This window comes from Pseudomonas sp. 2hn (genome assembly GCF_019646095.1).
Classification (GTDB): Bacteria; Pseudomonadota; Gammaproteobacteria; order Pseudomonadales; family Pseudomonadaceae; genus Aquipseudomonas; species Aquipseudomonas peradeniyensis.
The window spans coordinates 4,089,935-4,115,032 of sequence record NZ_CP081016.1 but is presented as its reverse complement, the minus strand read 5'-3'; the positions used below and the strand labels follow the sequence as shown (position 1 = coordinate 4,115,032).

Here is a 25,098-nt window from a genome sequence, read left to right as displayed (position 1 = left end):
CGCAATGATCGCCGGGGCCGCTTTGCGGCCCTTTCGCGGCACAAGGCCGCTCCTACAGGCGTTCGGGGGAAATCCGCCATTCCTCAGGCAAAGTACCCATCCATTTGGCGGATTGCCGCCAACCCGCCCCTGCCAAGCCCACTGCGCCATTGGCCCAGGCCAACCTGGCACACTCCCTGCTTTACGGCGCCCCGGGCCACGGCCCGAGGCGATCGTGCCCCGATTTCGCAAGACTCCTGCTGACCAGAACAACAACATCCGGGCGTGCACGCCGGGGGCAACGACTGCCAGTCCTTCACTTCAATTGGATTGAGCTAATGAAAAAAATCCTGCTGACGCTCCTGTGCCTGGGCGTCATCGGCTGCTCCAAGCCCGCGGAGCCACAGAAGTCCGTCGATGTCCTGCTGATCGGCGGCGGCATCATGAGTGCGAGTCTTGGGACCTACCTCACCGAGCTGGAACCGAACTGGAAGGTCGACGTCTACGAGCGCATGGACCAGGTCGCCGAGGAAAGCTCCAATGCCTGGAACAACGCCGGCACCGGCCACTCGGCGTTCTGCGAGCTGAACTACACCAGCGTCGGCAAGGACGGCAGCATCGACATCAGCAAGGCGGTCAACGTCAACGAGCAGTTCGAGGTGTCCAAGCAGTTCTGGGCCTACCAGGTCGAGCAGGGCGTGCTGAGCAACCCGCGCTCGTTCATCAACAATGTGCCGCACATGAGCTTCGTCTGGGGTGACGACAACGTCGACTTCCTGCACAAGCGCGTCGAAGCCCTGCAACACAGCTCGCTGTTCCGCGGCATGGAAATCACCGAGGATCACGAGCAGATTCGCAAGTGGGTGCCGCTGGTGATGGAAGGCCGAGATCCTGCGCAGAAGGTGGCCGCGACCCGCATGGCCATCGGCACCGACGTGAACTTCGGCGAGATCACCCGCCAGCTGTTCGCCTCGATGACCCGCAACCCCAATGTGCAACTGCACCTGAGCCATGAAGTGCGCGACATCGTGCGCAATGACGATGGCAGCTGGAACGTGGTGGTGGCCGACCTGGCCAACGGCGGCAAGGAGTCCGCGGTCAAGGCGAAGTTCGTCTTCATCGGTGCCGGTGGTGGCGCGCTCAAGTTGCTGCAGAAGTCCGGCATTCAAGAGGCCGAAGGCTATGCCGGTTTCCCGGTCGGAGGCCAGTTCCTGATGACCGACAATGCCGACCTGGTCGCCCGCCACAAGGCCAAGCTGTACGGCAAGGCCTCGGTCGGCGCGCCGCCGATGTCGGTGCCGCACCTGGACACTCGGGTGATCGATGGCAAGGAAGTGCTGCTGTTCGGCCCGTTCGCGACCTTCTCCACCAAGTACCTCAAGCACGGCTCGCTGCTGGACATGTTCAGTTCGCTGACTACCCACAACATCAGCCCGATGATGCACGCCGGGATCGACAACATTGACCTGAGCACCTACCTGATGGGCCAGCTGATGCTTAGCTTCGATGACCGCATGGCGGCCCTGCGCGAGTACTTCCCCAACGCCAAGAACGAAGACTGGAAGCTGCTCCAGGCCGGCCAGCGGGTGCAGGTGATCAAGAAGGATCCCGAGCACGGTGGCGTGCTGCAGTTCGGCACCGAAGTGGTGGCCGCCGAGGACGGCAGCATTGCCGCGCTGCTGGGTGCCTCGCCCGGTGCCTCGACCGCCGCGCCGATCATGCTGAGCGTGCTGGAGAAGACCTTCAAGGATCGGATCAAGAGTGCCGAGTGGCAAGCCAAGCTCAAGGAGATCGTGCCGACCTACGGCCAGAAGCTGAACAACGACCTCGAGCTGACCAACAAGACCCGTGAGTGGAGCAGTGCGCGCCTGCAACTGCTGTACGTGCCGGTGTTGCCGGAGTAACCGCGTAAGCTAAGCGTGGGAGCGGCGCCAACCTGTAGGAGCGGCCTTGTGCCGCGAAAGGGCCGCAAAGCGGCCCTGGCGATCTTTGCAACAACGCTGAAATCCCGGGGCTGCTGTGCAGCCCTTTCGCGGCACAAGGCCGCTCCTACAGGGCCCAGTGTTGCCTGATGCAGGGCGCCACCTGGCCTTTTCGCAGGCAACAAAAAACCCGCTCGAGGCGGGTTTTTTGCGGGATATGGTCGGAGAGACAGGATTCGAACCTGCGGCCTTCTCGTCCCGAACGAGACGCGCTACCTGGCTGCGCTACACTCCGATGTCCAAAATGCTACTGCATCGCTTTTTTCAACGCAACCCCTTGTTGCAAAAAGGAGTTGCGTCCAAAAGCAATGCTGGATCACAGCTCCTTGACGGTGCGGATCTGGTCCTTGTTGATGCGCGTGCGCTTGCCGTCGAGCTGCTCGAATTCGTAGAAGCCGGAGTCGTCGTCATAGGAAGGGGTGTCCACCGCCTGGATCTCGCGGCCGTCGTTGAGGGTGATGACGGTTGGCGAGGCGCAGCCGGCGAGGGCGCCCAGGCCCAGGGCAAGCAGGAAGGCGGGAAGGGTCCGTTGGATCATCGTGTTTCTCCAGTGCGATGGTGCTAGATGTCATTAAGACGCAGGGCGTCCACGCAAGTTCCTTGCACAGTGCAGCATAGCGCCATCGCGGCGGCATTGACCAAGAACAACGCCGCAGGCGGCCTGTGATATAACAGCGCACATTCCCAGTTACCCTGCGACGGACTCCCATGAAAGCCAAGGCAGATACCCCTTTCGTTGCGCTGAACATCGCCGTGCTGACGGTCAGCGACACCCGCACTTTCGACACCGACACCTCCGGCCAGCTGTTCGTCGATCGCCTGGGCGCCGCCGGCCATCGCCTGGCCGAGCGCGTGCTGCTCAAGGACGACCTGTACAAGATCCGCGCCCAGGTCGCGACCTGGATCGCCGACGACCAGGTGCAGGTGGTGTTGATCACCGGTGGCACCGGCTTCACCGGCCGCGACAGCACCCCGGAAGCCGTGGCGTGCCTGCTGGACAAGCAGGTCGAGGGCTTTGGCGAACTGTTCCGGCAGATCTCGGTGGCCGATATCGGCACCTCCACCGTGCAGTCCCGCGCCCTGGCGGGGCTTGCCAACGGCACCCTGGTCTGCTGCCTGCCGGGTTCGACCAACGCCGTGCGCACCGGTTGGGACGGCATCCTCGCCGAGCAGCTGGACGCCCGTCACCGGCCGTGCAATTTCGTGCCGCACCTGAAGCAGGCGGCGGCCTGTGACAGCCGTGGCTGAGGTGGCCCGGCCCTTGATGCCGGTGGAAGAGGCCCTGGAGCGCCTGCTGGCGCTGGCCGACACGGCGCCCATCGCCGAGACCGAACAGGTAGCGCTGGCCGAGGCCGAAGGGCGGGTCCTGGCCCACGAGCTGGTGGCCGGCCTCGACCTGCCGCCGTGGCCCAACAGCGCCATGGACGGCTACGCCCTGCGCCTGGCCGACTGGCAGGGCGAACCGCTGCGGGTGACCCAGCGCATCTTCGCCGGGCATGCGCCACAGCCGCTGGAGCCTGGCACCTGCGCACGGATCTTCACCGGCGCGCCGCTGCCGGAAGGCGCCGATTGCGTCGAGATGCAGGAAAACACCGAGGTGCTCGAAGACGGCCGGGTGCGCTTTCTCGAGCCCCTGGCGCTGGCGCAGAACGTTCGCCCCAAAGGCCAGGAAACCCGTGTCGGCGAACAGGTGATGAGCGCCGGCACGCGGCTGGGCCCGATCCAGCTCGGCCTGGCCGCGACCCTGGGTTTCGCTACGCTTGAAGTGCGGCGCCGGCCCCGGGTGGCGGTGCTGTCGACCGGCGACGAACTGGTCGAGCCGGGCCTGGCCCTGGGGCCCGGGCAGATCTACAACAGCAACCGACGCCTGCTGGTCAGCTGGCTGCAACGCCTGGGCTGCACGGTGGTCGACGCCGGCATTCTCCCGGACGATCTCGAGCGTACCCGCCAGTGCCTTGGCGGGCTGGGTGATGTCGACCTGATCCTGTCCACCGGCGGCGTGTCGGTGGGCGAAGCCGATTTCCTCGGCCTGGCCCTGCGCGAGGCGGGCGAGCTGGCGCTGTGGAAGCTGGCGATCAAGCCGGGCAAGCCGCTGACCTTCGGCCATTACCAGGGGGTGCCGGTGATCGGCCTGCCGGGCAATCCGGCCTCGACCCTGGTCACCTTCGGCCTGCTGACCCGGCCCTACCTGCTGCGTCGAATGGGCGTGGCCCATGTCGCGCCGTTGCGCTTCAGCGTGCCGGCGGGCTTCGACTGGCCCAAGGCCGGGACGCGCCGCGAGTACCTGAGGGCGCGTATCGAGGAAGGTCGCGTGCGCATCTACAAGAACCAGAGCTCCGGCGTGCTGCGCAGCGCGGCATGGGCCGATGGCGTGGTGGAAGTGCTCGAAGGCACGACGCCGCAACAGGGCGATGCGGTGACGTTCATTCCGTTCAGCGAACTACTTGGCTAGCACGCTACCGGCGGCCGCCGCGCCAGCCGGCGCCAGCTGGGTCAGGCGCATGTGCACGTTCTCCAGCTGCTGGGCGGCGACGCTCCAGTCATGACGCTGGCGGGCGAACTGGCGCCCGGCCTCGCTGAGCTGGCACATGCGCCATGGCTGGTTGAGCAGTTGGGTGACCAGCAGCGCCAGCTGGCCACTGTCGTCGCTGCCCAGGTAGTGCTCGCCGTTGTTCATGGCCAGGCCCGAGGCGCCCTTGCTGGTGGTGATCACCGGCAACCCGGCGGCCATCGCCTCGAGGATCTTCACCTTGGAGCCGCCGGCATGGCGCAGCGGCGCGAAGAACAGCGCCGAGCGCCGTTGCAGTTCGCGCAGGTCGGGGCGATAGCCCACCCACTCGATGCGCGGGTCGTTCCAGTGCAGCTTCCAGCTGGCCGGCAGGGCGTGGCCGGCAATGGCCAGGCGCACCGCCGGGTTGCTCATCCACACCTGGGGCAGGATTTCCTCCAGCGCCCATTCGATGGCCTCCAGGTTGGCGCCGTACTCGAAGTTGCCGACGAACAGCAGGCGCTGGCTGTGCGGCGTGGGGCGCACGTCCTGGTAGTGGTCGCAGTCCACTCCATTGACCACCACGTTCACCGGGCGCCCGCTGATCTGGCCGATCAGCTCGGCGTCGTGGGCGCTGACCGCCACCACCTCGGTGGGCTGGCGCAGTACCCGCTGCTCCCAGCGCCGGTAGCGCCAGCGGTCGAAGGCGTTCAGCGGCCGTAGCCACAGGGGCAGGCGGTCGTGACAGGCGGCGCCCATCACCGACTCCAGGTAGTGCTCGCTGAGCATGTAGGGCAGGCCACGGGCCTGCAAGGCCTTCTCGAACGGCTGGAAGCTGTAGCTGTGCTCGATCTGGATCACGTCCCAGGGTTCGTCCAGCAGTTGCTCGAAGCGGTGCCTCAGGCAGGGCGCCAGGCCATTGATGATGGCCCGCATGGGGTAGTCGATGATGGGCGAGGCCAGCAGGTTCAGCGGGCTGTGCAGTGCGCGCCGGGGCAGCACCACCAGGCGCTCCACCAGGGGTTCCAGGGCCTCGCGCGCCGCGTCGCTCAAGGGTACCTTCGACTGCACCAGCAAGGTGATCCGGTGGCCATGCTGCGCCAGGGCGCGCAGCAGGTGGAATTGCCGGGTCTTGCTGCCGCTGGTGGTGGGCCAGGGCAGGTAGGGCAGGGTCCAGAGTATGCGCATGAGCCCGAATCCTCGCGGTTGGCCGGGTGTCGGCCCTGGATGGCAAAACGCGCCCTCTGGCAGTCAAGCAGGTGCTGCTGCTGCCGGGGCGCGTCCATAGATATCAGTAAAGCGCACGATGTCGTCTTCGCCCAGGTACTCGCCACTCTGCACCTCGATCATCACCAGGTCGATGACGCCGGGATTGGTCAGGCGATGGCTGCGGCCGGGCTTGATGAAGGTCGACTCGTTGGTGTCGAGCAGAAACTCCTCTTCACCGTTGGTCACGCAGGCCATGCCGCTGACCACGATCCAGTGCTCGCTGCGGTGATGGTGCATCTGCAGCGACAGCGATTCGCCGGGGCGGACCATGATGCGCTTGATCTTGAACCGCGGCCCTTCCTCGAGCACGGTGTACAGGCCCCAGGGGCGGGTCACGGTGCGGTGCAGGCGGTAGGCATCGTGGCCCTGGCGCTTGAGTTGCTGGGCGATCACCTTGACCTCCTGGCTGCGCGCGGCATCGGCGATCAGCAGGGCGTCGGGGGTGTCGATGACGATCAGGTTGTCCAGGCCCACCGCGCCTACCAGCCGGCGTGGCGAGTCGATGTAGCAGTTGCTCACGTCGTGCAGCACGGTTTCGCCGTTGCAGTGGTTGCCCTGGCTGTCGGCCGGGCGCAGCTCGCGCACCGCTTCCCAGCTGCCGATGTCGCTCCAGCCGATGGCGCAGGGCACCACGGCCACCTGGGTGGAGGGCTGCATGAGGGCGTAGTCGATGGAGATGTCGGGGGCCAGCGCGAAACTGTCGGCGTCGAGTTCCACCTGCTGGCCGCATGTCCCCTCCTTGAACGGGCTCTGCACCAGGCAGTGGGTCACGTTGTGCAGTACCTCGGGGGCATGGGCCTGCAGCTCCTGCAGCACGGTGCCCGCGCGCAGGCAGAACATGCCGGCGTTCCACAGGTGCCGGCCACCGTCCAGGTAGGCCTGGGCGGTGTCGGCGTCGGGCTTTTCGACGAAGTGGGCGACCCGGTAGCTGTCGCCGTCGAGCGGCTGGCCCAGTTCGACGTAGCCGAAACCGGTTTCGGGGCGGGTCGGCAGCAGGCCGAAGGTGGTCAGCCAGCCTTGTGCGGCCAGGGCCATGGCCCGCTGGACGGCCGCCTCGAAGGCGTCCTGGTCCTGGATCAGGTGGTCGGCGGGCAGTACCAGCAGCAGGCTGTCCTCGCCATGCAGGCGGGCGCAGTGCAGCGCCGCGGCGGCGATGGCCGGGGCGGTGTTGCGCCCGAAGGGTTCGAGGATGAAGTCCAGCGCAATGCGCTGGGTGCCGACCTGGCGATACTCGTCCTGGGTACGGAACACCACTTCGCGGTTGGTCACCGTGAGCACGCGTTCGACGCCGGGCAGGCTGCTGGCGCGGCTGAAGGTCTTCTGCAGCAGGCTCATGCCATCGGGCAGGCGCATGAAGGGCTTTGGCATGGCCTCGCGGGAGACCGGCCACAATCGGGTGCCGGCGCCGCCAGCGATGATGCAGGGGATCAGAACGCTCATAGTCACAGCCTCGAATCAGGGCGCCGGGGGCAGCGCAATGCAAGGAAATCACGACCTGTCAGGCGTCTGGCGGCACAAAGTCAATAAAATGACTTTTCGAGTCGGCTTCGTCCGTGATGGCCAAATATTTGTCAGATGATGCACCTGTGGCGATCAGCTTTCAATGGCAATTGTGTGAAGTGGCGGTTTTTCGGCGTCGTCGGGAGCAATCTGCGTGCGGCAGTGGTCGAGATTGCAGTAGGGCATTTCTATTCGGGGAGAGCGGCATGAGCGAGCGCAAGGCACTGTTGATCCTGCATGGCAAGCAGGCTGGCAACGAAGAGGTGCGAGCTGCGGTGGGCCAACTGCGCGAACGGGGCTGGACCTTGGATGTGCGCCTGACCTGGGAGGGCGGCGACGCCCAGCGCCTGGTCGGCGAAGCCTTGGCGGCGGGCTATGGCCAGGTGGTGGCCGGTGGCGGTGACGGCACCTTGCGCGACGTGGCTGAAGCCATGGGCCTGGCCGCCACCCAGGCCAGCCTGGCGCTGCTGCCACTGGGCACCGCCAACGACTTCGCCAGGGCAGCCGGCGTGCCCCTCGAACCGCAGGCGGCGCTCGACCTGCTGGAGGTGCCGGCGCGGCCGATTGACTTGGGGCGGGTGGGCGACCAGTTGTTCCTGAACATGGCCACCGGGGGCTTCGGCAGCCAGGTCACGGCCAACACCTCGGAAGACCTGAAGAAAGTGCTGGGCGCGGCGGCCTATCTGTTCACCGGCCTGTCACGCTTCAGCGAACTGCAGGCTGCCTCGGTCGAGCTGCAGGGGCCTGGCTTCCAATGGCAGGGCGAGTTGCTGGCGCTGGGCATCGGCAATGGCCGCCAGGCCGGCGGCGGGCACGTGCTGTGCCCGGAGGCAACAGTAGATGACGGCCTGCTGGATATCGGCATCCTGCCGGCGCCGCAGGAGGTAGCGGGGGCCTTGCGCGACCTGCTGGCCGGTGACGGCCTGTTCGTCCGCGCGCGTTTGCCCTGGGTGGAAATCAAGGGCGCCCAGGGGCTGGACATGAATCTCGACGGCGAGCCGCTGCAGGCCGCCAGCCTGCGCTTCGAGGCCATGCCACGAGCGTTGCGCGTGCACCTGCCGACGGACTCGCCGCTGCTCAGTCGTCCAGGCTGATGATCTTCTCGCGTACGGCGAACAGCACCAGCCCCGCCACGTCGTAGATCTGCAGGCGCTTCATGATCTGCGAGCGGTGGGTCTCCACGGTCTTGATCGACAGGCCCAGGCCGGCGGCAATCTCTCGGGTCGACTTGCCGCGCACGATCAGGCGCAGGATCTCCAGCTGGCGACCGGTCAGGTTGTGACCTTCGCTGCTCGGCTGGCGGCCGCTCTGGGCGCGCAGCAGCGCCTGGTTGATGACGGTGTGGGCGATGGCCGGGCTGAGGTAGCGTTCTTCGTTGCGCAGCGCGGTAAGCGCCTGTTCCAGCTCGGTGGCCGTGGTGTCCTTGAGCAGGTAGCCGTGGGCGCCGCTTTCCAGGGCGCGCATGATCATTTCCGGGTCGGTGTGCATCGACAGGATCAGGACCTTGCAGGTGCAACCGTTTGCGCGCAATTGCGTCAGCGCGTCCAGGCCGCTGGTCGAACGCATGGAAATGTCCAGCAGGACGATGTCCGGCGCCAGGCGCAGGACGTGCTCCAGAAGCTGGTCGCCGTCGTCGGCCTCGCCGATCACGGTGTAACCGGGGATGTCCGATACCAGTGCCCTGACGCCTGCGCGAATCAGGGAGTGGTCGTCCACCAGCAGTAATCTACAGGTCATCGGAGGCAGGGGTCCTGGCGCGTTCTTGGCTGCGGGGCGGCCACGGAAAGAGGGCTTCGATCTGGGTGCCCTGGCCGGGCTGGCTGGTGATGGTCAGGCTGCCTTGCAGCGCGGTCACCCGCTCCTGCATGCCGGCCATGCCGCGCTGGCCGTACTCTGCGGGGGACTGGGCCGGTACGAAGCCGCCACCGTCATCGTGGATCGACAGGGCGAGGCCGGCCGAGGTGCGTTGCAGGCGAACCACCAGGTTGCGGGCGTCGGCGTGGCGCAACATGTTGGTGACCGCCTCCTGGGTGATGCGGAAGGCGGCCATGGCCACCTCTTCGCTGATGCCGCCCAGACGCTGCTTGCATTCCAGGCTCCAGTGCACCTCGGTGTTTTCCAGGGTGCGTAGCAGATGCGCGCGCAGGCTCGCCTCCAGGCCCAGGCTGGCCAGCTGGCGCGGGTTGAGAATGGTGGAAACGTCGCGCACGTTGCTCAGGGTCAGGTCCAGGGTACTGCGCAAGGTGCTGCAGTGCTCCTGCAGCTCGGGCGGCACCCGGCGTTGCAGCCAGTCGACCTGAAGCTTGGCGGCAGTCAGCAGCTGGCCGATATCGTCGTGTAGCTCGCGGCTCAGGCGCTGGCGTTCGCTTTCCTGCACCTTGAGCATGCGCGTGGCCAGTTCCGCCGGGCGCAGGCTGATCGAACGCGCCCAGTGGCGCAGGTGCCAGCCGACGCCGATCATCGCCAGCAGTTGCAGCAGCAGCAGGCTGGCCGACAGGGGCTGGGTGCTCAGGTATACCACCAGGTTCGCCGCCAGCGATGCAACGCACAGCAGCGCGGTCGTCCAGCGCAGCAGGGCAACGCTGGAGCGGCAACGCTGGAGAAACTTCAAGCGTGGGAGCATAGATAGGGAAGCCACTGAGTTATAGCGGTTAGGGGCATTGCACACGTCTGACCAGAGGTTTTACCGCCCCGCTTGCAATCAAGTGCGCAATGCGGATCCAATCGCCCGATAACCTGGGCGCGCATGTTCGAATGCGCGCATGTTATCACTTTGATTGAATTTGGTCGCGGGGGGATAACTGCTTGAAACCTCGTATTTTCCGGGCTGTGGCGGGCCTGGTGGTCGAGGGCTTGGCTAGCAGAGTGCCATTATTAAATGATGTTTCCAATGCGCCTGGGGCAACTAATAATCCCGCTGCGCAAAAACATTTGGAAAAACTTGTCCAACTTTGCAAGTTTCACCCTGAGCCGACCTTAGTTGTGACTCAGTTGGCCGCATTAGGGTTTGTACGAAAAGGGCCTGCGCGACGATCATGCTGCGTTGAAAACAGGCTCGGAATGCTCATTTGCACCCAGCAAACTCCGCTTCCTCGCCTGTTTTCGCCTTGCCTGATCGCCGCTCGGCGACTTTTCCTACAAACCCTAGTGTTGCCGGTCGGACGCGTCGATGCCGTTGTCTGCCGTATGAGGGTGGGCGCAGTACACCCCCGTCTGCTGGCAGTCCGCGCACAGCTGCGTGGACGGCTGGCCCAGGGAGGTGGCCAGTTCGCCTAGCAGCAGCCGTTGTTCGTCGGTGTCCATGCCCAGTTGGCCGGTCCGCGGGTCGAGCAGCTCCAGTTGCCAGTCGAGCAGGGTCAGGCAGGCGTCCAGTGCAGGCAGGCTGCTGCCGTGCAGGTGCTGCTGGGCGCAGGTGGGCGCGAGCAGCTTTTGCAGGGCGAACGCATAGTGGGCGACCTCGAGCAGGCCGAGCGCGTCGGCGCGGCGGGCGAGGGTGTCGAGTGCCGTGGTGAGGCTGTGGCAGGCGTCCGGGTCGTTGGCGATCAGTTCCAGGTGCTGCAGGCATTCCTGGGACCTGGCCAGCAGGACCTGCGCATCTTGCAGGAAGGCCGCCACGGCGGCGTTGTGCAGTGGTGTGCTATCCATCATGGCGCCCCGTGGTCAGGGATTGGCCGTACCAAGATGATCGCTCGCAAAAGCCTGACTCCGTTCATGCAGTGAGAATGGCGTCACATTAATGGCTAATGGATATTGCGAACATCAGGTTGCACCCGATTGCTACTAGGGGATTCCCTGATGAGGATTCAGGTGGGTCGTTCGTTGCGAGCGACGGACGCGGTGGGATGTGGCAGCAGTAAAGCATGATGGTAAAGTGATATCAATCACCCGGTGCGGCTTTTTCCATCAGGGGTCAAGCTGCGCGCGCATCCGCCGATACAGGGGGATGCATTCAATTTTTACCGACTCACGCCTGGGGGCTTTCCAATGGCTGGCATTCTCGACACGGTAGACCAACGCACGCAACTGGTGGGTGAGAACCGCCTGGAAATCCTCATGTTCCGCCTGGCCGGCCGACAGTTGTTCGCCATCAACGTGTTCAAGGTCCAGGAGGTGCTGCAGCTGCCCAAGCTGACCCTCATGCCACAGCGTCATTCCTTCGTCTGCGGCGTGGTCAACCTGCGTGGCCAGACGCTGCCGGTGATCGACCTGTCCCAGGCGATCGGCATGCGCCCGCTGCAGCCGGGACCGGACAGCACCATCATCGTCACCGAGTACAACCGTTCGGTGCAGGCGTTCCTGGTGGGCGGCGTCGATCGTATCGTCAACATGAACTGGGAAGCCATCATGCCGCCACCGGCCAGCGCCGGTCGCCAACACTACCTCACGGCGATCACCAAGGTCGACGAGAAGCTGGTGGAGGTCATCGACGTGGAGAAGGTGCTGGCCGAGATCGTGCCGTACAGCGCCAAGGTATCCCGCGACAAGCTGGAAGACCCGGTGCTGGCCCGTGCCCGTGGCCGCGAAGTGCTGCTGGTGGACGACTCCAGCGTGGCCCTGGCGCAGTTGCGCGACACCCTGTCGCAACTGGGGGTGAAGCTGCACGTGGCCAGCGACGGCCTCAAGGCCCTGCGCCTGCTCAAGGGCTGGGCCGACGCCGGGGAGAATGTCTGCGAGAAGCTGCTGATGATCTTCACCGACGCCGAAATGCCCGAGATGGATGGTTACCGGCTGACCACCGAGATCCGCAACGACCCGCGCCTGCGCGGCCTCTACGTGGTGCTGCACACCTCGCTGTCCGGCAGCTTCAACGAATCCATGGTCAAGAAGGTCGGCTGCGACAACTTCCTGTCCAAGTTCCAGCCCGACCGCCTGGTGGATGTGGTGCGTCAGCGTCTGAACATGGATCACGCCTAGGTGTAAGCTTGGCATTTCCACGGATGCCAGGTGAGCAAGGATGTTTCTGAGTGCGTTGTATCGATACCCGGTGAAATCGGGACGGGCCCAGGGCCTGCAGGCGTCCGCGGTCGGCAATCTGGGCCTGGACGGTGACCGCCGCTGGTTGGTGGTGGAGGAGGAGAATGGCCGCTTCCTGACCCAGCGGGCCTGGCCGCGGCTGGGGCAGGTTGGTGCCGATTATGGCGATCAGGGCCAGTTGTTGCTCCAGGCGCCGGGGCAGGCGCCCTTGGAGGTGCCGGTGCCGCCCGCCGACGAGGCGCTGCGCGGCGTCACCATCTGGCGCGACACCTTGCGCGTACCCGATGCCGGCGATGCCGCCGCAGCCTGGCTCAGCGAGCTGCTGGGCAAGGCGGTAAGGCTGGTGCACTGCCCCGAACAGCGGGCCCGCTACCTGCCCAGCGGCTACGGCCTGAACAGTGACCGGGCAGCCTTTCCCGATGGTTTTCCACTGCTGCTGATCGGCCAGGCTTCACTGGATGAGCTGAGCCGTCGGGTGGGGCGCCCCATGGAGATGCTGCGTTTTCGCCCGAACCTGGTGGTCGAGGGGGCCGAGGCTTTTGCCGAGGACCGCTGGAAGCGTATCCGTATCGGCGACATGACCTTTCGCGTGCTCAAGCCGAGCGTGCGCTGCATCCTCACCACCCTTGATCCCGCCACGGGCGAGCGCAGCCCGGACCGTGAGCCGTTGACCACGCTCAAGACGTTCCGCGAGAAGGAGGGGGATGTGCTGTTTGGCCAGAACCTGGCGGTGGATGGCGAGGGGGAGCTGAAGGTGGGTATGGCCGTCCAGGTCCTCGAATAGTGCTATCGCGGGGCAGGCCCGCTCCCACGCACCGTGGGAGCGGGCTTGCCCCGCGATAGGCTCCGATCACATATCGTCGAAATACCGCTCATGCCAATCCACCAGCGGCTGCGGTGAATTGAGCTTCTGCCCGTAGATGACCGAATACGACAGCACGTTCTGCACGTACTGGCGCGTCTCGTCGAACGGAATCGACTCGACCCACACATCGAAGCTCAGGTGCTTGGCGCCCTTGAGCCACTGGCGCACGCGCCCGGGGCCGGCGTTGTAGGCGGCCGAGGCCAGCACGCGGTTGCCGTTGAACTGGCCGTGCACCTGGCTCAGGTAGGCGGCGCCGAGCTGGATGTTCTTGTCCGGGTTGAACACCTGCGCCGGCGAGGCCAGCGGGATACTGAACTTGCGTGCGGTCTCCTTGGCCGTACCCGGCATCAGCTGCATCAGGCCGCTGGCGCCGACGCTGGAGCGGGCGTCCTCCATGAAGGCGCTTTCCTGGCGGGTGATGGCGAACACCCAGCTTGAATGCAGGCCGCGGACCTTGGCTTCGCGCACCAGGGTGTCGCGGTGGGCCATGGGGAAGCGAATGTCCAGGTCGTCCCAGTACTGGGCCTGGCTGATGGTGCGGATGGCCGGGAAGTACCAGCGCATGTCATAGGCCAAGCGGGCCTGGGCGACCATCTCGTCACGGTTGAAGTGGCGGCTGACGTGGTACCACTCGCGGCGTCCCTCGACGATCTGGCCGCGGGCATGGAACTCCAGGGCGCGACGCACGCCCGGGGTATTGCGGACCTTGTTGATCACCGCCTGGCTGAGCGCCAGCGGCTTGTTGTTCAGCTGGTAGGGCGTCTGCGCCCGGTCGGCGGCGAGGAAACCATAGAAGTCGCGCTCGCGGGCGACGGTCTTGTACAGCAGCGGGACCTGCGGGTTGTTCGGCTGCGCCAGCTCCAGGCTGCGCGCCTGCCAGTACTTCCAGCGGTTGCTGCTGGCCAGGTCCTGGGGCAGGCGTTTGGTCAGCTCGTAGGCGTCCTCCCAGCGGCCCAGGCGCAGCAGCAGGCGCAGGCGCCATTCGCTGACGGTGTTGTCGCGCAGCTCGGGGTCGTAGCGGGTCATCAGGTCGAGGGCGCGCGGGTCGTAGCGCCGGGCCAGGGTCAGGCCGATCTCGCGGGCGATGGCGACTTTCTCGTCACGGGAGAAGTGCATGCGCTGGGCGTAGTCGTCGAGCAGCGCCATGGCCTGCTCGGGGTCCTGGCGGGCCAGACGGCGCAGGCCGAGGCTGACCACGTCGGACATGGCCTCGTTGACCGGGGTGAAGCGCGACGGCTGGTTGAGCAGCTCGGGCTTCTGCGCCACATCGATCAGCAGCTTGCCCTGAGGGCCGAGGGTGGTGAGGGTCTTGACCAGGTTGCTGGCCAGGCCGTAGTTGCGTGCCTGGGCCGCCAGCTTGGCGCGCTGCCAGCGCTTGGCCTCGGTCAGCTGGCCTTCGGCCGCCCACATGGAGAACAGGGTATCGCAGGCGGTGGGCTGCGACTTGCCGACGTTCCACAGCTTGTCGGCGGTGGCGAAGCCTTCGGCGCGCAGGCCGTGGGAGAGCTGGTACTGACCGTTGAGGCAGTCCAGTTCGGTGAAGTTGAGCTTGGGGTCGTAGTAGCGGGTGAAGGTGTTCCATTCGCCGCGCTCGGCCAGCCAGCGCAACCAGCGCAGTTTCATCCAGTTGGCCTGGGGCAGGTCGCCGTGGGCCTTGAGGAAGCCCTCGATCTCCTCGTTGCTGGCGCTCTTCAGGCGGGCGGTCAGCTCGTCGTAGGTGAGGTAGGGCGTGAGCGGGTAGTCGCGCAGCGCCTGCGCGTAACGCAGGTAAGGGCCCTTGTCGCCCTTGGCCAGGGCGCGCTTGGCCTCGTCGTAGTACTGACGCTGCTGGGAAATGTCGATGGCCTGTGCGGCGCTCGCGGCGGTGGCGGTGAGCAGCAGGCAGGAAGCAATTTGTAACAGGCGGCTGCGCATGATACGTCCGGGCAGTAGAACCATGGAAAGTGACGGCGGAGCCAGCACTGTTGGGTATTACTGCCTAGCTTAGCCGTTTGCCGGTGGCCGGTGAAAGCACTGTGCTTGTATCGAGTTGTTATCCGATGTCCTGCTGCCGGCGATGGGCTTTTGATGCCGTGAAGGGCCAAGTCGGGTAGAATGCGCGCCCGGTTTTTGGAGATGATCATGACCCTGCTCAAATTCAGCGATGTGTCCCTCGCGTTCGGCGCCATGCCGCTGTTGGACAAAGTGTCCTGGCAGATCGCCCGTGGCGAGCGGGTGTGCATCATCGGCCGCAACGGCACGGGCAAGTCGAGCATGCTGCGCCTTGTCAAGGGCGAGCAGAAGCCCGACGACGGTGATATCTGGCGCGCGCCGGGGCTCAAGATCGGCGAACTGCCACAGGAACTGCCGGTGGCCGACGAGCGCAGCGTCTTTGACGTGGTGGCCGCGGGCCTGGATGGCGTGGGCGAGCTGCTGGCCGAGTACCACCACCTGAGCCAGAACATCCACGGCGACGAGGACCTGGAAAAGCTCATGCACGTCCAGCACGAGCTGGAGGCCCGCGACGGCTGGCGCCTGCAGCAAGTGGTGGAAAGCACCCTGAGCCGCCTGCAGCTACCGGCCGACAAGACCCTGGCCGAGCTCTCCGGCGGCTGGCGCCGTCGCGTGTTGCTGGCCCAGGCACTGGTGTCCGAGCCCGACCTGCTGCTGCTCGACGAGCCGACCAACCACCTGGATATCGGTGCCATCGCCTGGTTGGAAGAAGCCCTTAACGGCTTCAACGGCGCGGTGCTGTTCATCACCCACGACCGTTCCTTCCTGCAGAACCTGGCCACGCGCATCCTCGAGCTGGACCGTGGCGGACTGATCGACTGGAACGGCGACTACGCCAGCTTCCTGGTGCACAAGGAGGCCGAGCTTGCCGCCGAGGCTACCGCCAACGCGCTGTTCGACAAGCGCCTGGCCCAGGAAGAGGTGTGGATCCGCCAGGGTATCAAGGCCCGGCGTACCCGCAACGAAGGCCGTGTACGTGCGTTGAAGGCGTTGCGCGTGGAGCGCGGCGAGCGCCGCGAACGCCAGGGCAAGGCCAACATCCTTATCGAGGTGGCGGACAAGTCCGGCAAGCAGGTGATGGTGCTTGAGGACGTCAGCTTTGCACACAAGGATGGCCCGAAACTGGTCAAGGACTTTTCCATGGTCCTGCAGCGCGAAGACCGCATCGGCCTGCTCGGCGCCAACGGTACCGGCAAGACCACGCTGCTCAAGCTGATGCTCGGTGACCTGGAGCCGACCAGCGGCAAGGTCGAGCGTGGCACCAAGCTTGAAGTGGCCTACTTCGACCAGATGCGTCATCAGCTGGACCTGGAAAAGACCGTCATCGACAACCTGGCCGAAGGTCGCGACTTCATCGAGATCGATGGCCAGAACCGCCACGTGCTGAGCTACCTCGGCGACTTCCTGTTCAGCCCGCAGCGTGCGCGCACGCCGGTCAAGGCGTTGTCCGGTGGCGAGCGTGCGCGCCTGCTGCTGGCCAAGCTGTTCAGCAAGCCCGCCAACCTGCTGGTGCTGGACGAACCGACCAACGACCTCGATGTCGAGACCCTGGAGCTGCTCGAGGAAGTGCTGTCCAACTACAAGGGCACGGTGCTGATGGTCAGCCACGACCGGGCTTTCCTCGACAACGTGGTGACCAGCACCCTGGTGTTCGAGGGTGAGGGGCGCGTGCGCGAGTACGTCGGTGGCTACGAGGACTGGATCCGCCAGGGTGGTTCGCCGAAGCTGCTGGGCGTGACTGAAAGCAAGGGCGGCAAGTCCGAGCTCAACAGCGCGGTGGTCGCCAAGGCGGTTGAAGAGCAAGCGCCTGCGGCCGTCGCCGCGCCCGCTGCCGATGCCAGCAAGAAGAAGCTCAGCTACAAGCTGCAGCGCGAGCTGGAAGCGCTGCCAGGGCAGATCGATGCGCTGGAACAGCAGATGGCCGAGGTGCAGGAAGAGGTCAATGCCTCGAACTTCTACCAGCGTCCGATCGATGAAACCACCGCAGTGCTGGCCAAGCTGGAGAAGCTGCAGGGCGAGCTGGACGTGCTGGTGGAGCGCTGGGCCGAGCTGGAAGGCTGATTTCCTGTCCCGGCCTCTTCGCGGGTAAACCCGCTCCCACAGAGTTACCACTGCCTCAGGAGCGGTGACCAGCCTGTGGGAGCGGGTTTACCCGCGAAGAGGCCGGAGCAGGTTGACTTATTCTTTCTTCTGCAGCCTTACCGCCAGTACATCGCACGGCGCGCCGTGCAGCACGTCATTGGCGGTGGAGCCCAGCAGCAGCGCCAGGCCATGGCGGCCATGGCTGCCGACCACGATCAGGTCGCAGGCTTGTTTCTTGGCAAGTTCATGGATCTCCTGGCGCGGCTGGCCATAGACCAGGTGCGAATCGCCTCGCTGGATGTCCGGGTACTTGTTGAACAGGCGTTCCATGCGCTCCTTGGCCTGGTCGAACTGTTGCTGCTGCAACTGCGAAAGGTCCATCGGCACGTCGCCGCCGAAGGCCATGGCCATGGGTTCGACGATATGCACCAGGGATACCTTGGCGCCGCTGGCCAGGGCGATGGTCTTGGCCCGCTTGATCACCGGGTCGCATTCTTCGGTCAGGTCGACGGCGACCAGAAGATGTTCGTAGGACATGTGCAGTACTCCTGACAATCGCGATAGTAGAAGTATGGTCGCTTTCGGGCCGGGCGTTCGTGAAACCTGGATAACCCGCTCATTTGCAACGCTTTATAAGGTCTACAGATATGACGGTATGGCTGGTGGTGTCAATCCTTGCGCTGATGCTCAGCCCGCTGGCCTGGCTGCGCCAGTCGCGCAAGCAGGGTGAGCAGATGAGCCTGCGCCTTGAAGGGCGGCGCATGGGCCTGGCCATGCAGCTGGCGCCGCAGCAGTGGCCGCACTGGCTGGAAAAGGAGCCGCCCAGCCCCTGTCCGCAATACCATCGGGCGCGGCGCAAGGGCCGCGAGGACTGCTGGTGCTACTGGCAGATCAGCCCAGGCGTGTGGTGGAACCAGTGGCGCGAACCCTGCGAGGACCCGCGCCTGGCCGAGGTCTTCGCCCGCCTGCCGGAAACCGTCTACAAGGTCGAGGCCGACCGGCGCATGATCGCCCTGTACTGGAGCGAGCGGGGCGATAAATCTGTTTTGCAGGATATTGCCCAGGCCCTCGATACCCTCGCCTGAACCTGACCAACGCAAAACGGCGCGCAGGAGCAATCATGCTCTTGCGCGCCGTTTTGCGTTCTGCAGCGCAGAAAAAGGCCAGGCAGGCCGGAAACACTTTCATGCAGACCCAGTGTAGCCATGGTTGGCGGATGCGTTTAGAAAAAAGCGCCGTCCGCGGTCGGTGATGGTCTATCGCTGACATGAATGGTCGGCGATCACTGTCATCATGTTTCGTACCCGGCGGGTAGAAGATGACTGGAAAGTCGCGTTTTCACGGTGTTCGCGAGCATTTGACAACGCCGTTCATTTCGGAGAATGTGTGCACACCCAAGTCAAACGGGCGTATGAATTGAGCGTTTGTATGTCAGACGGCTCTTACAGAATCCCGATTAGCGCGTCGACGGGTGTGCCTGGGGCGAGGGACCGGTAGACCGGCTCTTGCGCCAGCGTTCGACGTGTACTGTTCAGCTTCCATATCGTGGAGATCAGTTGATGATTTACGAAGGTAAAGCCATCACGGTTAAGGCTCTTGAAAGCGGCATCGTCGAACTGAAGTTCGACCTCAAGGGTGAGTCCGTCAACAAGTTCAACCGTCTCACTCTGAACGAGCTGCGTCAGGCCGTGGACGTGATCAAGGGCGATGCCTCGATCAAGGGCGTGATCGTCAGCAGCGGCAAGGACGTGTTCATCGTCGGCGCCGACATCACCGAATTCGTCGACAACTTCAAGCTGCCCGAGGCCGAACTGGTCGCCGGCAACCTGGAAGCCAACCGCATTTTCAATGACTTCGAAGACCTGCAGGTGCCGACTGTCGTCGCCATCAACGGCATCGCCCTGGGTGGCGGCCTGGAGATGTGCCTGGCCGCCGATTACCGGGTCATGTCCAGCAGCGCCAAGATCGGCCTGCCGGAAGTCAAGCTGGGCATCTACCCAGGCTTCGGCGGCACCGTGCGCCTGCCGCGCCTGATCGGCTCGGACAACGCCATCGAGTGGATCGCCTCGGGCAAGGAAAACCGTGCCGAGGACGCCCTGAAGGTCGGCGCCGTCGACGCCGTGGTGGCGCCCGAGCTGCTGCAGGCCGGTGCCCTGGACCTGATCAAGCGCGCCATCAGCGGCGAGCTGGACCACAAGGCCAAGCGCCAGCCCAAGCTGGAAAAACTCAAGCTCAACGCCATCGAGCAGATGATGGCGTTCGAGACCGCCAAGGGCTTCGTCGCCGGCCAGGCCGGCCCGAACTACCCGGCGCCGGTCGAGGCCATCAAGACCATCCAGAAGGCGGCCAACTTCGGCCGTGACAAGGCCCTGGAAGTCGAGGCCGCAGGCTTCGCCAAGCTGGCCAAGACTTCGGTCGCCGAGAGCCTGATCGGCCTGTTCCTGAACGACCAGGAGCTCAAGCGCAAGGCCAAGGCCCACGACGAGATCGCCCACGACGTGAAGCAGGCCGCCGTGCTCGGCGCCGGCATCATGGGTGGCGGCATCGCCTACCAGTCGGCGGTCAAGGGCACGCCGATCCTGATGAAGGACATCCGCGAGGAAGCCATCCAGCTGGGCCTGAACGAGGCCTCCAAGCTGCTCGGCAAGCGCGTCGAGAAGGGTCGCCTGACCCCGGCGAAGATGGCCGAGGCGCTCAACGCCATTCGTCCGACCCTGTCCTACGGCGATTTCGCCAACGTCGACATCGTCGTCGAGGCCGTGGTCGAGAACCCGAAGGTCAAGCAAGCGGTACTGGCTGAAGTGGAAGGCCAGGTGAAGGAAGATGCCATCCTGGCCTCCAACACCTCGACCATCTCCATCAACCTGCTGGCCAAGGCGCTCAAGCGTCCGGAAAACTTCGTCGGCATGCACTTCTTCAACCCGGTGCACATGATGCCGCTGGTCGAAGTCATCCGCGGCGAGAAGTCCAGCGAAGTCGCGGTCGCGACTACCGTTGCCTACGCCAAGAAGATGGGCAAGAACCCGATCGTGGTCAACGACTGCCCGGGCTTCCTGGTCAACCGCGTGCTGTTCCCGTACTTCGGCGGTTTCGCCAAGCTGGTCAGCGCCGGCGTCGACTTCGTGCGCATCGACAAAGTCATGGAGAAGTTCGGCTGGCCGATGGGCCCGGCCTACCTGATGGACGTGGTCGGCATCGACACCGGCCACCACGGCCGCGACGTGATGGCCGAGGGCTTCCCGGACCGCATGAAGGACGACCGTCGCTCCGCCGTCGACGCCCTCTACGAGGCCAACCGCCTGGGCCAGAAGAACGGCAAGGGCTTCTACGCCTACGAGACCGACAAGCGCGGCAAGCCGAAGAAAGTCGCCGACGCCAGCGTGCTCGACGTGCTCAAACCAGTGATCTTCGAGCAGCGTGAAGTCAGCGACGAGGACATCATCAACTGGATGATGGTGCCACTGTGCCTGGAGACCGTGCGCTGCCTGGAAGACGGCATCGTCGAGACCGCCGCCGAAGCCGACATGGGCCTGGTCTACGGCATCGGTTTCCCTCCCTTCCGTGGTGGCGCGCTGCGCTACATCGATTCGATCGGGGTCGCCGAGTTCGTCGCACTGGCCGACAAGTACGCCGACCTGGGGCCGCTGTACCACCCCACTGCGAAGCTGCGCGAAATGGCCAAGAACGGCCAGCGCTTCTTCAACTGAGCGCCCAACGAGCTAGAGCGAGAATATTGATATGAGCCTGAATCCAAGAGACGTGGTGATTGTCGACTTCGGTCGCACGCCGATGGGCCGTTCCAAGGGTGGCATGCACCGCAACACCCGTGCCGAGGACATGTCCGCGCACCTGATCAGCAAGCTGCTGGAGCGCAACGACAAGGTCGATCCGAAGGAAGTCGAGGACGTGATCTGGGGCTGCGTCAACCAGACCCTGGAGCAGGGCTGGAACATCGCCCGCATGGCTTCGCTGATGACCCAGATCCCGCACACCTCCGCCGCCCAGACCGTCAGCCGCCTGTGCGGATCGTCGATGAGCGCGCTGCACACCGCCGCCCAGGCGATCATGACCGGCAACGGTGATGTGTTCGTGGTCGGTGGTGTCGAGCACATGGGGCACGTCAGCATGATGCACGGCGTCGACCCCAACCCGCACATGTCCTTGCACGCCGCCAAGGCTTCCGGGATGATGGGCCTGACCGCCGAGATGCTCGGCAAGATGCACGGCATCACCCGTGAGCAACAAGATCTGTTCGGCCTGCGTTCGCACCAGCTCGCCCACAAGGCGACGGTCGAGGGCAAGTTCAAGGACGAGATCATCCCGATGCAGGGTTACGACGAGAACGGCTTCCTGAAGGTCTTCGACTACGACGAGACCATTCGCCCGGAAACCACCCTCGAAGGCCTGGCGTCGCTCAAGCCGGCGTTCAACCCCAAAGGTGGCACCGTCACCGCAGGTACCTCCTCGCAGATCACCGACGGCGCCTCGTGCATGATCGTCATGTCCGGCCAGCGCGCCATGGACCTGGGGATCCAGCCACTGGCGGTGATCCGCTCGATGGCGGTGGCCGGTGTCGACCCTGCGATCATGGGCTACGGCCCGGTTCCGGCGACGCAGAAAGCCCTCAAGCGCGCTGGCCTGACCATCGCCGACATCGACTTCTTCGAGCTCAACGAAGCCTTCGCCGCACAGGCCCTGCCGGTGCTGAAGGACCTGAAAGTGCTCGACAAGATGGATGAGAAGGTTAACCTGCACGGCGGCGCCATCGCCCTGGGCCACCCGTTCGGTTGCTCCGGTGCGCGGATCTCCGGCACCCTGCTCAACGTCATGAAGCAGAATGGCGGTACCCTGGGCGTCGCCACCATGTGTGTCGGCCTGGGCCAAGGCATCACCACTGTCTTCGAACGCGTCTGATCGCGTCGCGGGACAGCAGCCGGGGCCATGTGCCCCGGTTTTTGTTTTTTACAGGATTTGTTCAAGAGGGCGAGTGACATGCAGATACAACCTGGTGTGTACCGGCATTACAAAGGCCCTGAATACCGCGTGTTCAGCGCGGCGCGGCATTCCGAGAGCGAAGAGTGGATGGTCTTCTACCAGTGCCTGTATGGTGACTACAGCTTCTGGGTCAGGCCACTTTCGATGTTCCAGGAGTCCGTCGAGGTTGACGGCGAGCAGGTGCCACGCTTTGCTTTGGTCAAGGCCGAAGAGGGGCTGGGCGAGCGGCTTGGCAAGGCGCACGAGTGATCGACCACGCTTGACCTCACTCTTTTGCCACTATATATAGCGGTGCCGCGTCCGGCACCTGACGCGTTTTTCATCTTCAGATTCAGGAATACTCCGATCCATGGGCAAATCGCTGGTCATTGTGGAATCCCCGGCCAAGGCCAAGACCATCAACAAGTACCTGGGCAGCCAGTACGTGGTGAAGTCGAGTATCGGCCACATCCGTGACCTTCCCACCAGCGGTTCCGCCAGTGCGAGCAAGGAACCGGCGGCCAAGCGCGGCAAGGCCGCGGCCGAGGCTCCGGCCTTGTCGCCGAAGGAGAAGGCGCGCCGCACCCTGGTCGCGCGCATGGGTGTCGACCCGGAGGCGGGCTGGAAGGCCAAGTACGAGATCCTTCCCGGCAAGGAGAAGGTGATCGAGGAGCTGCGCCGCCTGGCCAAGGATGCCGACACCATCTATCTCGCAACCGACTTGGATCGCGAGGGGGAAGCCATTGCCTGGCACCTGCGCGAAGCCATCGGTGGTGACGACAGCCGCTACAAGCGCGTGGTGTTCAACGAGATCACCAAAAAGGCGATCCAGGAAGCCTTCTCCCAGCCGGGCGAGCTCGATATCGACCGGGTCAACGCCCAGCAGGCGCGGCGCTTCCTCGACCGCGTGGTCGGCTACATGGTCTCGCCGCTGTTGTGGGCCAAGATCGCCCGCGGCCTGTCCGCCGGCCGCGTGCAGTCGGTGGCGGTGAAGCTGGTGGTCGAGCGTGAGCGCGAGATCCGCGCGTTCAACCCGGAAGAGTACTGGGAAGTCCACGCCGACCTGGGCACCGCCAAGAACGCCAAGGTGCGTTTCGAGGTGGCCCGCGAGAAGGGCGAGGCCTTCAAGCCGCTCAACGAAGCCCAGGCCATGGCCGCGCTGGAAAAGCTCAAGGCCTCCAGCTACAGCGTGAGCAAGCGCGAGGACCGGCCGACCAGCAGCAAGCCGTCGGCGCCGTTCATCACCTCCACCCTGCAGCAGGCCGCGAGCAACCGCCTGGGCTTCGGGGTGAAGAAGACCATGATGATGGCCCAGCGTCTGTACGAAGCCGGCTACATCACCTACATGCGTACCGACTCGACCAACCTGTCGACCGACGCCGTCGAGATGGCCCGCAGCTACATCGAGAAAGAATTCGGCAAGCAATACCTGCCCGCCGCGCCGATCGTCTACGGCAGCAAGGAAGGCGCCCAGGAGGCGCACGAGGCGATTCGTCCGTCGGACGTGAACACCCATCCGACCAAACTCAGCGGCATGGAGCGTGACGCCGAGCGCCTGTACGAGCTGATCTGGCGCCAGTTCCTGGCCTGCCAGATGCCGCCGGCGCAATACCTGTCCACCAGCGTCACCGTGGTGGCCGGCGAGTTCGAGCTGCGTGCCAAGGGCCGCATCCTCAAGTTCGACGGTTACACCCGCGTCCTGCCGCAACAGAGCAAGCCGGGCGAGGACGACGTGCTGCCGGAAATGGCCCAGGGCGAGGCGCTCAAGCTGATCCAGCTCGACCCCAGCCAGCACTTCACCAAGCCGCCGGCGCGCTTCACCGAAGCGAGCCTGGTCAAGGAAATGGAAAAGCGCGGCATCGGCCGTCCATCGACCTATGCGGCGATCATCTCGACCATCCAGGATCGCGGTTATGTGACACTGCACAACCGCCGGTTCTACTCCGAGAAGATGGGCGACATCGTCACCGAGCGCCTGTCCGAGAGCTTTGCCAACCTGATGGACTACGGCTTCACCGCCGGCATGGAAGAGAACCTCGACGATGTGGCCCAGGGCGAGCGTGACTGGAAAAACGTCCTCGACGAGTTCTATGGCGACTTCAGCAAGAAGCTGCAGACCGCCGAGTCCAGCGAGCACGGCATGCGCGCCAACCAGCCGACCCTGACCAACATCGCCTGCAAGGAATGCGGCCGGCCGATGATGATCCGTACCGCCTCCACCGGCGTGTTCCTCGGCTGCTCGGGCTACAGCCTGCCGCCGAAGGAGCGCTGCAAGGCCACGGTCAACCTGGTGCCGGGCGACGAGATCGCCGCCGACGACGAAGGTGAGTCCGAGTCGCTGGTGTTGCGCGGCAAGCACCGCTGCCCGATCTGCTCGACGGCGATGGACGCCTACCTGCTCGACGAGAAGCGCAAGCTGCACATCTGTGGCAACAACCCGGATTGCGCTGGCTACGAGATCGAGGAGGGCAGCTACCGCATCAAGGGCTACGAAGGCCCGAGCCTGGAATGCGACAAGTGCGGCAGCGAGATGCAGCTCAAGACCGGCCGTTTCGGCAAGTTCTTCGGCTGCACCAACCCCACCTGCAAGAACACCCGCAAGTTGCTCAAGAGCGGCGAGGCAGCGCCGCCGAAGATGGACAAGGTGGACATGCCGGAGCTCAAGTGCGAAAAGGTCGACGACACCTATGTGCTGCGCGACGGCGCCTCGGGCCTGTTCCTGGCCGCCAGCCAGTTCCCGAAGAACCGTGAAACCCGCGCGCCACTGGTGCTGGAGATCGTCCCGCACAAGCACGAGATCGATCCGAAGTACCACTTCCTCTGCGAAGCGCCGCAGAAGGACCCGGACGGTCGCCCGACGGTGATTCGCTACAGCCGCAAGACCAAGGAGCAGTACGTGCAATCCGAGGTCGACGGCAAGCCGACCGGCTGGAAGGCGTTCTACGACGGCAAGGCGTGGAAGGTCGAAGACAAGCGCTGATCTGAGTCTCAGG

General features: G+C 64.8%; 20 protein-coding genes and 1 tRNA gene. 12 read left to right on the top strand and 9 right to left on the bottom strand.

The features are described from left to right. Window positions 1-317 precede the first annotated feature (317 nt). Window positions 318-1,883 carry a malate dehydrogenase (quinone) gene (gene mqo, locus K2O50_RS18515; protein WP_050704815.1) on the top strand — a complete coding sequence of 522 codons (1,566 nt, stop codon included), beginning with the start codon at window positions 318-320 and terminating at the stop codon, window positions 1,881-1,883. Between the two features lie 236 nt (window positions 1,884-2,119). Here the strand turns inward: mqo and K2O50_RS18510 are convergent. Next, window positions 2,120-2,196, bottom strand: a tRNA-Pro gene (locus tag K2O50_RS18510). A gap of 81 nt (window positions 2,197-2,277) precedes the next feature. Next, window positions 2,278-2,499 carry a YgdI/YgdR family lipoprotein gene (locus K2O50_RS18505; protein WP_023632528.1) on the bottom strand — a complete coding sequence of 74 codons (222 nt, stop codon included), beginning with the start codon at window positions 2,497-2,499 and terminating at the stop codon, window positions 2,278-2,280. 170 nt (window positions 2,500-2,669) lie between these two features. Here K2O50_RS18505 and moaB point away from each other — a divergent pair, with 170 nt between their 5' ends. Beyond that, complete coding sequence (moaB, locus tag K2O50_RS18500) at window positions 2,670-3,209, top strand: molybdenum cofactor biosynthesis protein B (RefSeq protein ID WP_028692756.1); 540 nt, start codon at window positions 2,670-2,672, stop codon at window positions 3,207-3,209. A gap of 16 nt (window positions 3,210-3,225) precedes the next feature. Further along, window positions 3,226-4,413: a gephyrin-like molybdotransferase Glp gene (gene glp, locus K2O50_RS18495; protein WP_050704816.1), complete on the top strand. Its 1,188-nt coding sequence runs from the start codon at window positions 3,226-3,228 to the stop codon at window positions 4,411-4,413. Here the strand turns inward: glp and K2O50_RS18490 are convergent. Next, on the bottom strand, window positions 4,402-5,637 hold the full coding sequence (locus K2O50_RS18490) for a glycosyltransferase family 4 protein (RefSeq protein WP_050704817.1): 1,236 nt from the start codon (window positions 5,635-5,637) through the stop codon (window positions 4,402-4,404). The two genes, glp and K2O50_RS18490, sit on opposite strands and share 12 nt — an antisense overlap. A gap of 63 nt (window positions 5,638-5,700) precedes the next feature. Further along, entirely contained in the window at window positions 5,701-7,158 is a 1,458-nt protein-coding gene (locus K2O50_RS18485; RefSeq protein ID WP_050704818.1) for a mannose-1-phosphate guanylyltransferase/mannose-6-phosphate isomerase, read from the bottom strand. Between the two features lie 266 nt (window positions 7,159-7,424). Between K2O50_RS18485 and yegS the strand changes: the two genes are divergently transcribed. Further along, entirely contained in the window at window positions 7,425-8,312 is an 888-nt protein-coding gene (gene yegS / locus K2O50_RS18480; RefSeq protein ID WP_050704819.1) for a lipid kinase YegS, read from the top strand. Here the strand turns inward: yegS and K2O50_RS18475 are convergent. The 3 genes from K2O50_RS18475 to K2O50_RS18465 form a co-directional block, all read right to left on the bottom strand. Continuing rightward, entirely contained in the window at window positions 8,296-8,955 is a 660-nt protein-coding gene (locus K2O50_RS18475) for a response regulator transcription factor (protein WP_050704820.1), read from the bottom strand. The two genes, yegS and K2O50_RS18475, sit on opposite strands and share 17 nt — an antisense overlap. Then, window positions 8,945-9,841: a sensor histidine kinase gene (locus K2O50_RS18470; RefSeq protein ID WP_050704821.1), complete on the bottom strand. Its 897-nt coding sequence runs from the start codon at window positions 9,839-9,841 to the stop codon at window positions 8,945-8,947. The genes K2O50_RS18475 and K2O50_RS18470 overlap by 11 nt, the downstream gene beginning before the upstream one ends. 521 nt (window positions 9,842-10,362) lie before the next feature. Next, window positions 10,363-10,863, bottom strand: coding sequence for a hypothetical protein (locus K2O50_RS18465; protein WP_050704822.1), 501 nt, complete (start codon window positions 10,861-10,863; stop codon window positions 10,363-10,365). Window positions 10,864-11,202: 339 nt separating this feature from the next. Here K2O50_RS18465 and K2O50_RS18460 point away from each other — a divergent pair, with 339 nt between their 5' ends. Further along, window positions 11,203-12,132, top strand: a complete 930-nt coding sequence (locus K2O50_RS18460; RefSeq protein WP_050704823.1) for a chemotaxis protein CheV — start codon at window positions 11,203-11,205, stop codon at window positions 12,130-12,132. A gap of 40 nt (window positions 12,133-12,172) precedes the next feature. Beyond that, window positions 12,173-12,976, top strand: coding sequence for an MOSC domain-containing protein (locus K2O50_RS18455; protein WP_050704824.1), 804 nt, complete (start codon window positions 12,173-12,175; stop codon window positions 12,974-12,976). Between the two features lie 66 nt (window positions 12,977-13,042). Here the strand turns inward: K2O50_RS18455 and K2O50_RS18450 are convergent, their stop codons facing one another. Further along, window positions 13,043-14,971 (bottom strand): transglycosylase SLT domain-containing protein, encoded by a 1,929-nt coding sequence (locus K2O50_RS18450; RefSeq protein ID WP_050704825.1) that lies wholly within the window; start codon window positions 14,969-14,971, stop codon window positions 13,043-13,045. Between the two features lie 207 nt (window positions 14,972-15,178). Between K2O50_RS18450 and K2O50_RS18445 the strand changes: the two genes are divergently transcribed. Further along, the gene (locus tag K2O50_RS18445; protein WP_050704847.1) at window positions 15,179-17,110 is read left to right on the top strand and encodes an ATP-binding cassette domain-containing protein; all 1,932 of its coding nucleotides are present in this window, start codon (window positions 15,179-15,181) and stop codon (window positions 17,108-17,110) included. 117 nt (window positions 17,111-17,227) lie between these two features. Here K2O50_RS18445 and K2O50_RS18440 read toward each other — a convergent pair whose 3' ends face one another. Continuing rightward, a complete protein-coding gene (locus K2O50_RS18440; RefSeq protein ID WP_050704826.1) occupies window positions 17,228-17,668 on the bottom strand; it encodes a universal stress protein in 441 nt (146 codons plus the stop codon). Between the two features lie 110 nt (window positions 17,669-17,778). Between K2O50_RS18440 and K2O50_RS18435 the strand changes: the two genes are divergently transcribed. The 5 genes from K2O50_RS18435 to topA all read left to right on the top strand — a co-directional run bounded on the left by K2O50_RS18435 (window position 17,779) and on the right by topA (window position 25,085). After that, complete coding sequence (locus K2O50_RS18435) at window positions 17,779-18,216, top strand: hypothetical protein (protein ID WP_050704827.1); 438 nt, start codon at window positions 17,779-17,781, stop codon at window positions 18,214-18,216. Window positions 18,217-18,690: 474 nt separating this feature from the next. Next, on the top strand, window positions 18,691-20,838 hold the full coding sequence (fadB, locus tag K2O50_RS18430; RefSeq protein ID WP_050704828.1) for a fatty acid oxidation complex subunit alpha FadB: 2,148 nt from the start codon (window positions 18,691-18,693) through the stop codon (window positions 20,836-20,838). A 31-nt stretch (window positions 20,839-20,869) separates the two neighbouring features. Further along, window positions 20,870-22,045 carry an acetyl-CoA C-acyltransferase FadA gene (gene fadA / locus K2O50_RS18425; RefSeq protein ID WP_050704829.1) on the top strand — a complete coding sequence of 392 codons (1,176 nt, stop codon included), beginning with the start codon at window positions 20,870-20,872 and terminating at the stop codon, window positions 22,043-22,045. A 78-nt stretch (window positions 22,046-22,123) separates the two neighbouring features. Beyond that, window positions 22,124-22,375, top strand: coding sequence for a DUF1653 domain-containing protein (locus K2O50_RS18420; protein WP_050704830.1), 252 nt, complete (start codon window positions 22,124-22,126; stop codon window positions 22,373-22,375). 100 nt (window positions 22,376-22,475) lie between these two features. Next, entirely contained in the window at window positions 22,476-25,085 is a 2,610-nt protein-coding gene (topA, locus tag K2O50_RS18415; RefSeq protein WP_050704831.1) for a type I DNA topoisomerase, read from the top strand. The last annotated feature ends 13 nt before the right edge of the window (window positions 25,086-25,098 follow it).

What these genes read in the sequence shown, in the direction of transcription:
- fadB (WP_050704828.1), top strand. Translation starts at nt 18,691, where the DNA reads ATGATTTACGAAGGTAAAGCCATCACGGTTAAGGCTCTTGAAAGCGGC.
- fadA (WP_050704829.1), top strand. Translation starts at nt 20,870, where the DNA reads ATGAGCCTGAATCCAAGAGACGTGGTGATTGTCGACTTCGGTCGCACG.
- K2O50_RS18420 (WP_050704830.1), top strand. Translation starts at nt 22,124, where the DNA reads ATGCAGATACAACCTGGTGTGTACCGGCATTACAAAGGCCCTGAATAC.
- K2O50_RS18505 (WP_023632528.1), bottom strand. Translation starts at nt 2,499, where the DNA reads ATGATCCAACGGACCCTTCCCGCCTTCCTGCTTGCCCTGGGCCTGGGC.
- K2O50_RS18485 (WP_050704818.1), bottom strand. Translation starts at nt 7,158, where the DNA reads ATGAGCGTTCTGATCCCCTGCATCATCGCTGGCGGCGCCGGCACCCGA.
- K2O50_RS18465 (WP_050704822.1), bottom strand. Translation starts at nt 10,863, where the DNA reads ATGGATAGCACACCACTGCACAACGCCGCCGTGGCGGCCTTCCTGCAA.
- K2O50_RS18440 (WP_050704826.1), bottom strand. Translation starts at nt 17,668, where the DNA reads ATGTCCTACGAACATCTTCTGGTCGCCGTCGACCTGACCGAAGAATGC.
- K2O50_RS18475 (WP_050704820.1), bottom strand. Translation starts at nt 8,955, where the DNA reads ATGACCTGTAGATTACTGCTGGTGGACGACCACTCCCTGATTCGCGCA.
- K2O50_RS18490 (WP_050704817.1), bottom strand. Translation starts at nt 5,637, where the DNA reads ATGCGCATACTCTGGACCCTGCCCTACCTGCCCTGGCCCACCACCAGC.
- K2O50_RS18470 (WP_050704821.1), bottom strand. Translation starts at nt 9,841, where the DNA reads ATGCTCCCACGCTTGAAGTTTCTCCAGCGTTGCCGCTCCAGCGTTGCC.
- K2O50_RS18435 (WP_050704827.1), top strand. Translation starts at nt 17,779, where the DNA reads ATGACGGTATGGCTGGTGGTGTCAATCCTTGCGCTGATGCTCAGCCCG.
- glp (WP_050704816.1), top strand. Translation starts at nt 3,226, where the DNA reads ATGCCGGTGGAAGAGGCCCTGGAGCGCCTGCTGGCGCTGGCCGACACG.
- K2O50_RS18445 (WP_050704847.1), top strand. Translation starts at nt 15,179, where the DNA reads ATGACCCTGCTCAAATTCAGCGATGTGTCCCTCGCGTTCGGCGCCATG.
- K2O50_RS18450 (WP_050704825.1), bottom strand. Translation starts at nt 14,971, where the DNA reads ATGCGCAGCCGCCTGTTACAAATTGCTTCCTGCCTGCTGCTCACCGCC.
- topA (WP_050704831.1), top strand. Translation starts at nt 22,476, where the DNA reads ATGGGCAAATCGCTGGTCATTGTGGAATCCCCGGCCAAGGCCAAGACC.
- yegS (WP_050704819.1), top strand. Translation starts at nt 7,425, where the DNA reads ATGAGCGAGCGCAAGGCACTGTTGATCCTGCATGGCAAGCAGGCTGGC.
- mqo (WP_050704815.1), top strand. Translation starts at nt 318, where the DNA reads ATGAAAAAAATCCTGCTGACGCTCCTGTGCCTGGGCGTCATCGGCTGC.
- K2O50_RS18460 (WP_050704823.1), top strand. Translation starts at nt 11,203, where the DNA reads ATGGCTGGCATTCTCGACACGGTAGACCAACGCACGCAACTGGTGGGT.
- moaB (WP_028692756.1), top strand. Translation starts at nt 2,670, where the DNA reads ATGAAAGCCAAGGCAGATACCCCTTTCGTTGCGCTGAACATCGCCGTG.
- K2O50_RS18455 (WP_050704824.1), top strand. Translation starts at nt 12,173, where the DNA reads ATGTTTCTGAGTGCGTTGTATCGATACCCGGTGAAATCGGGACGGGCC.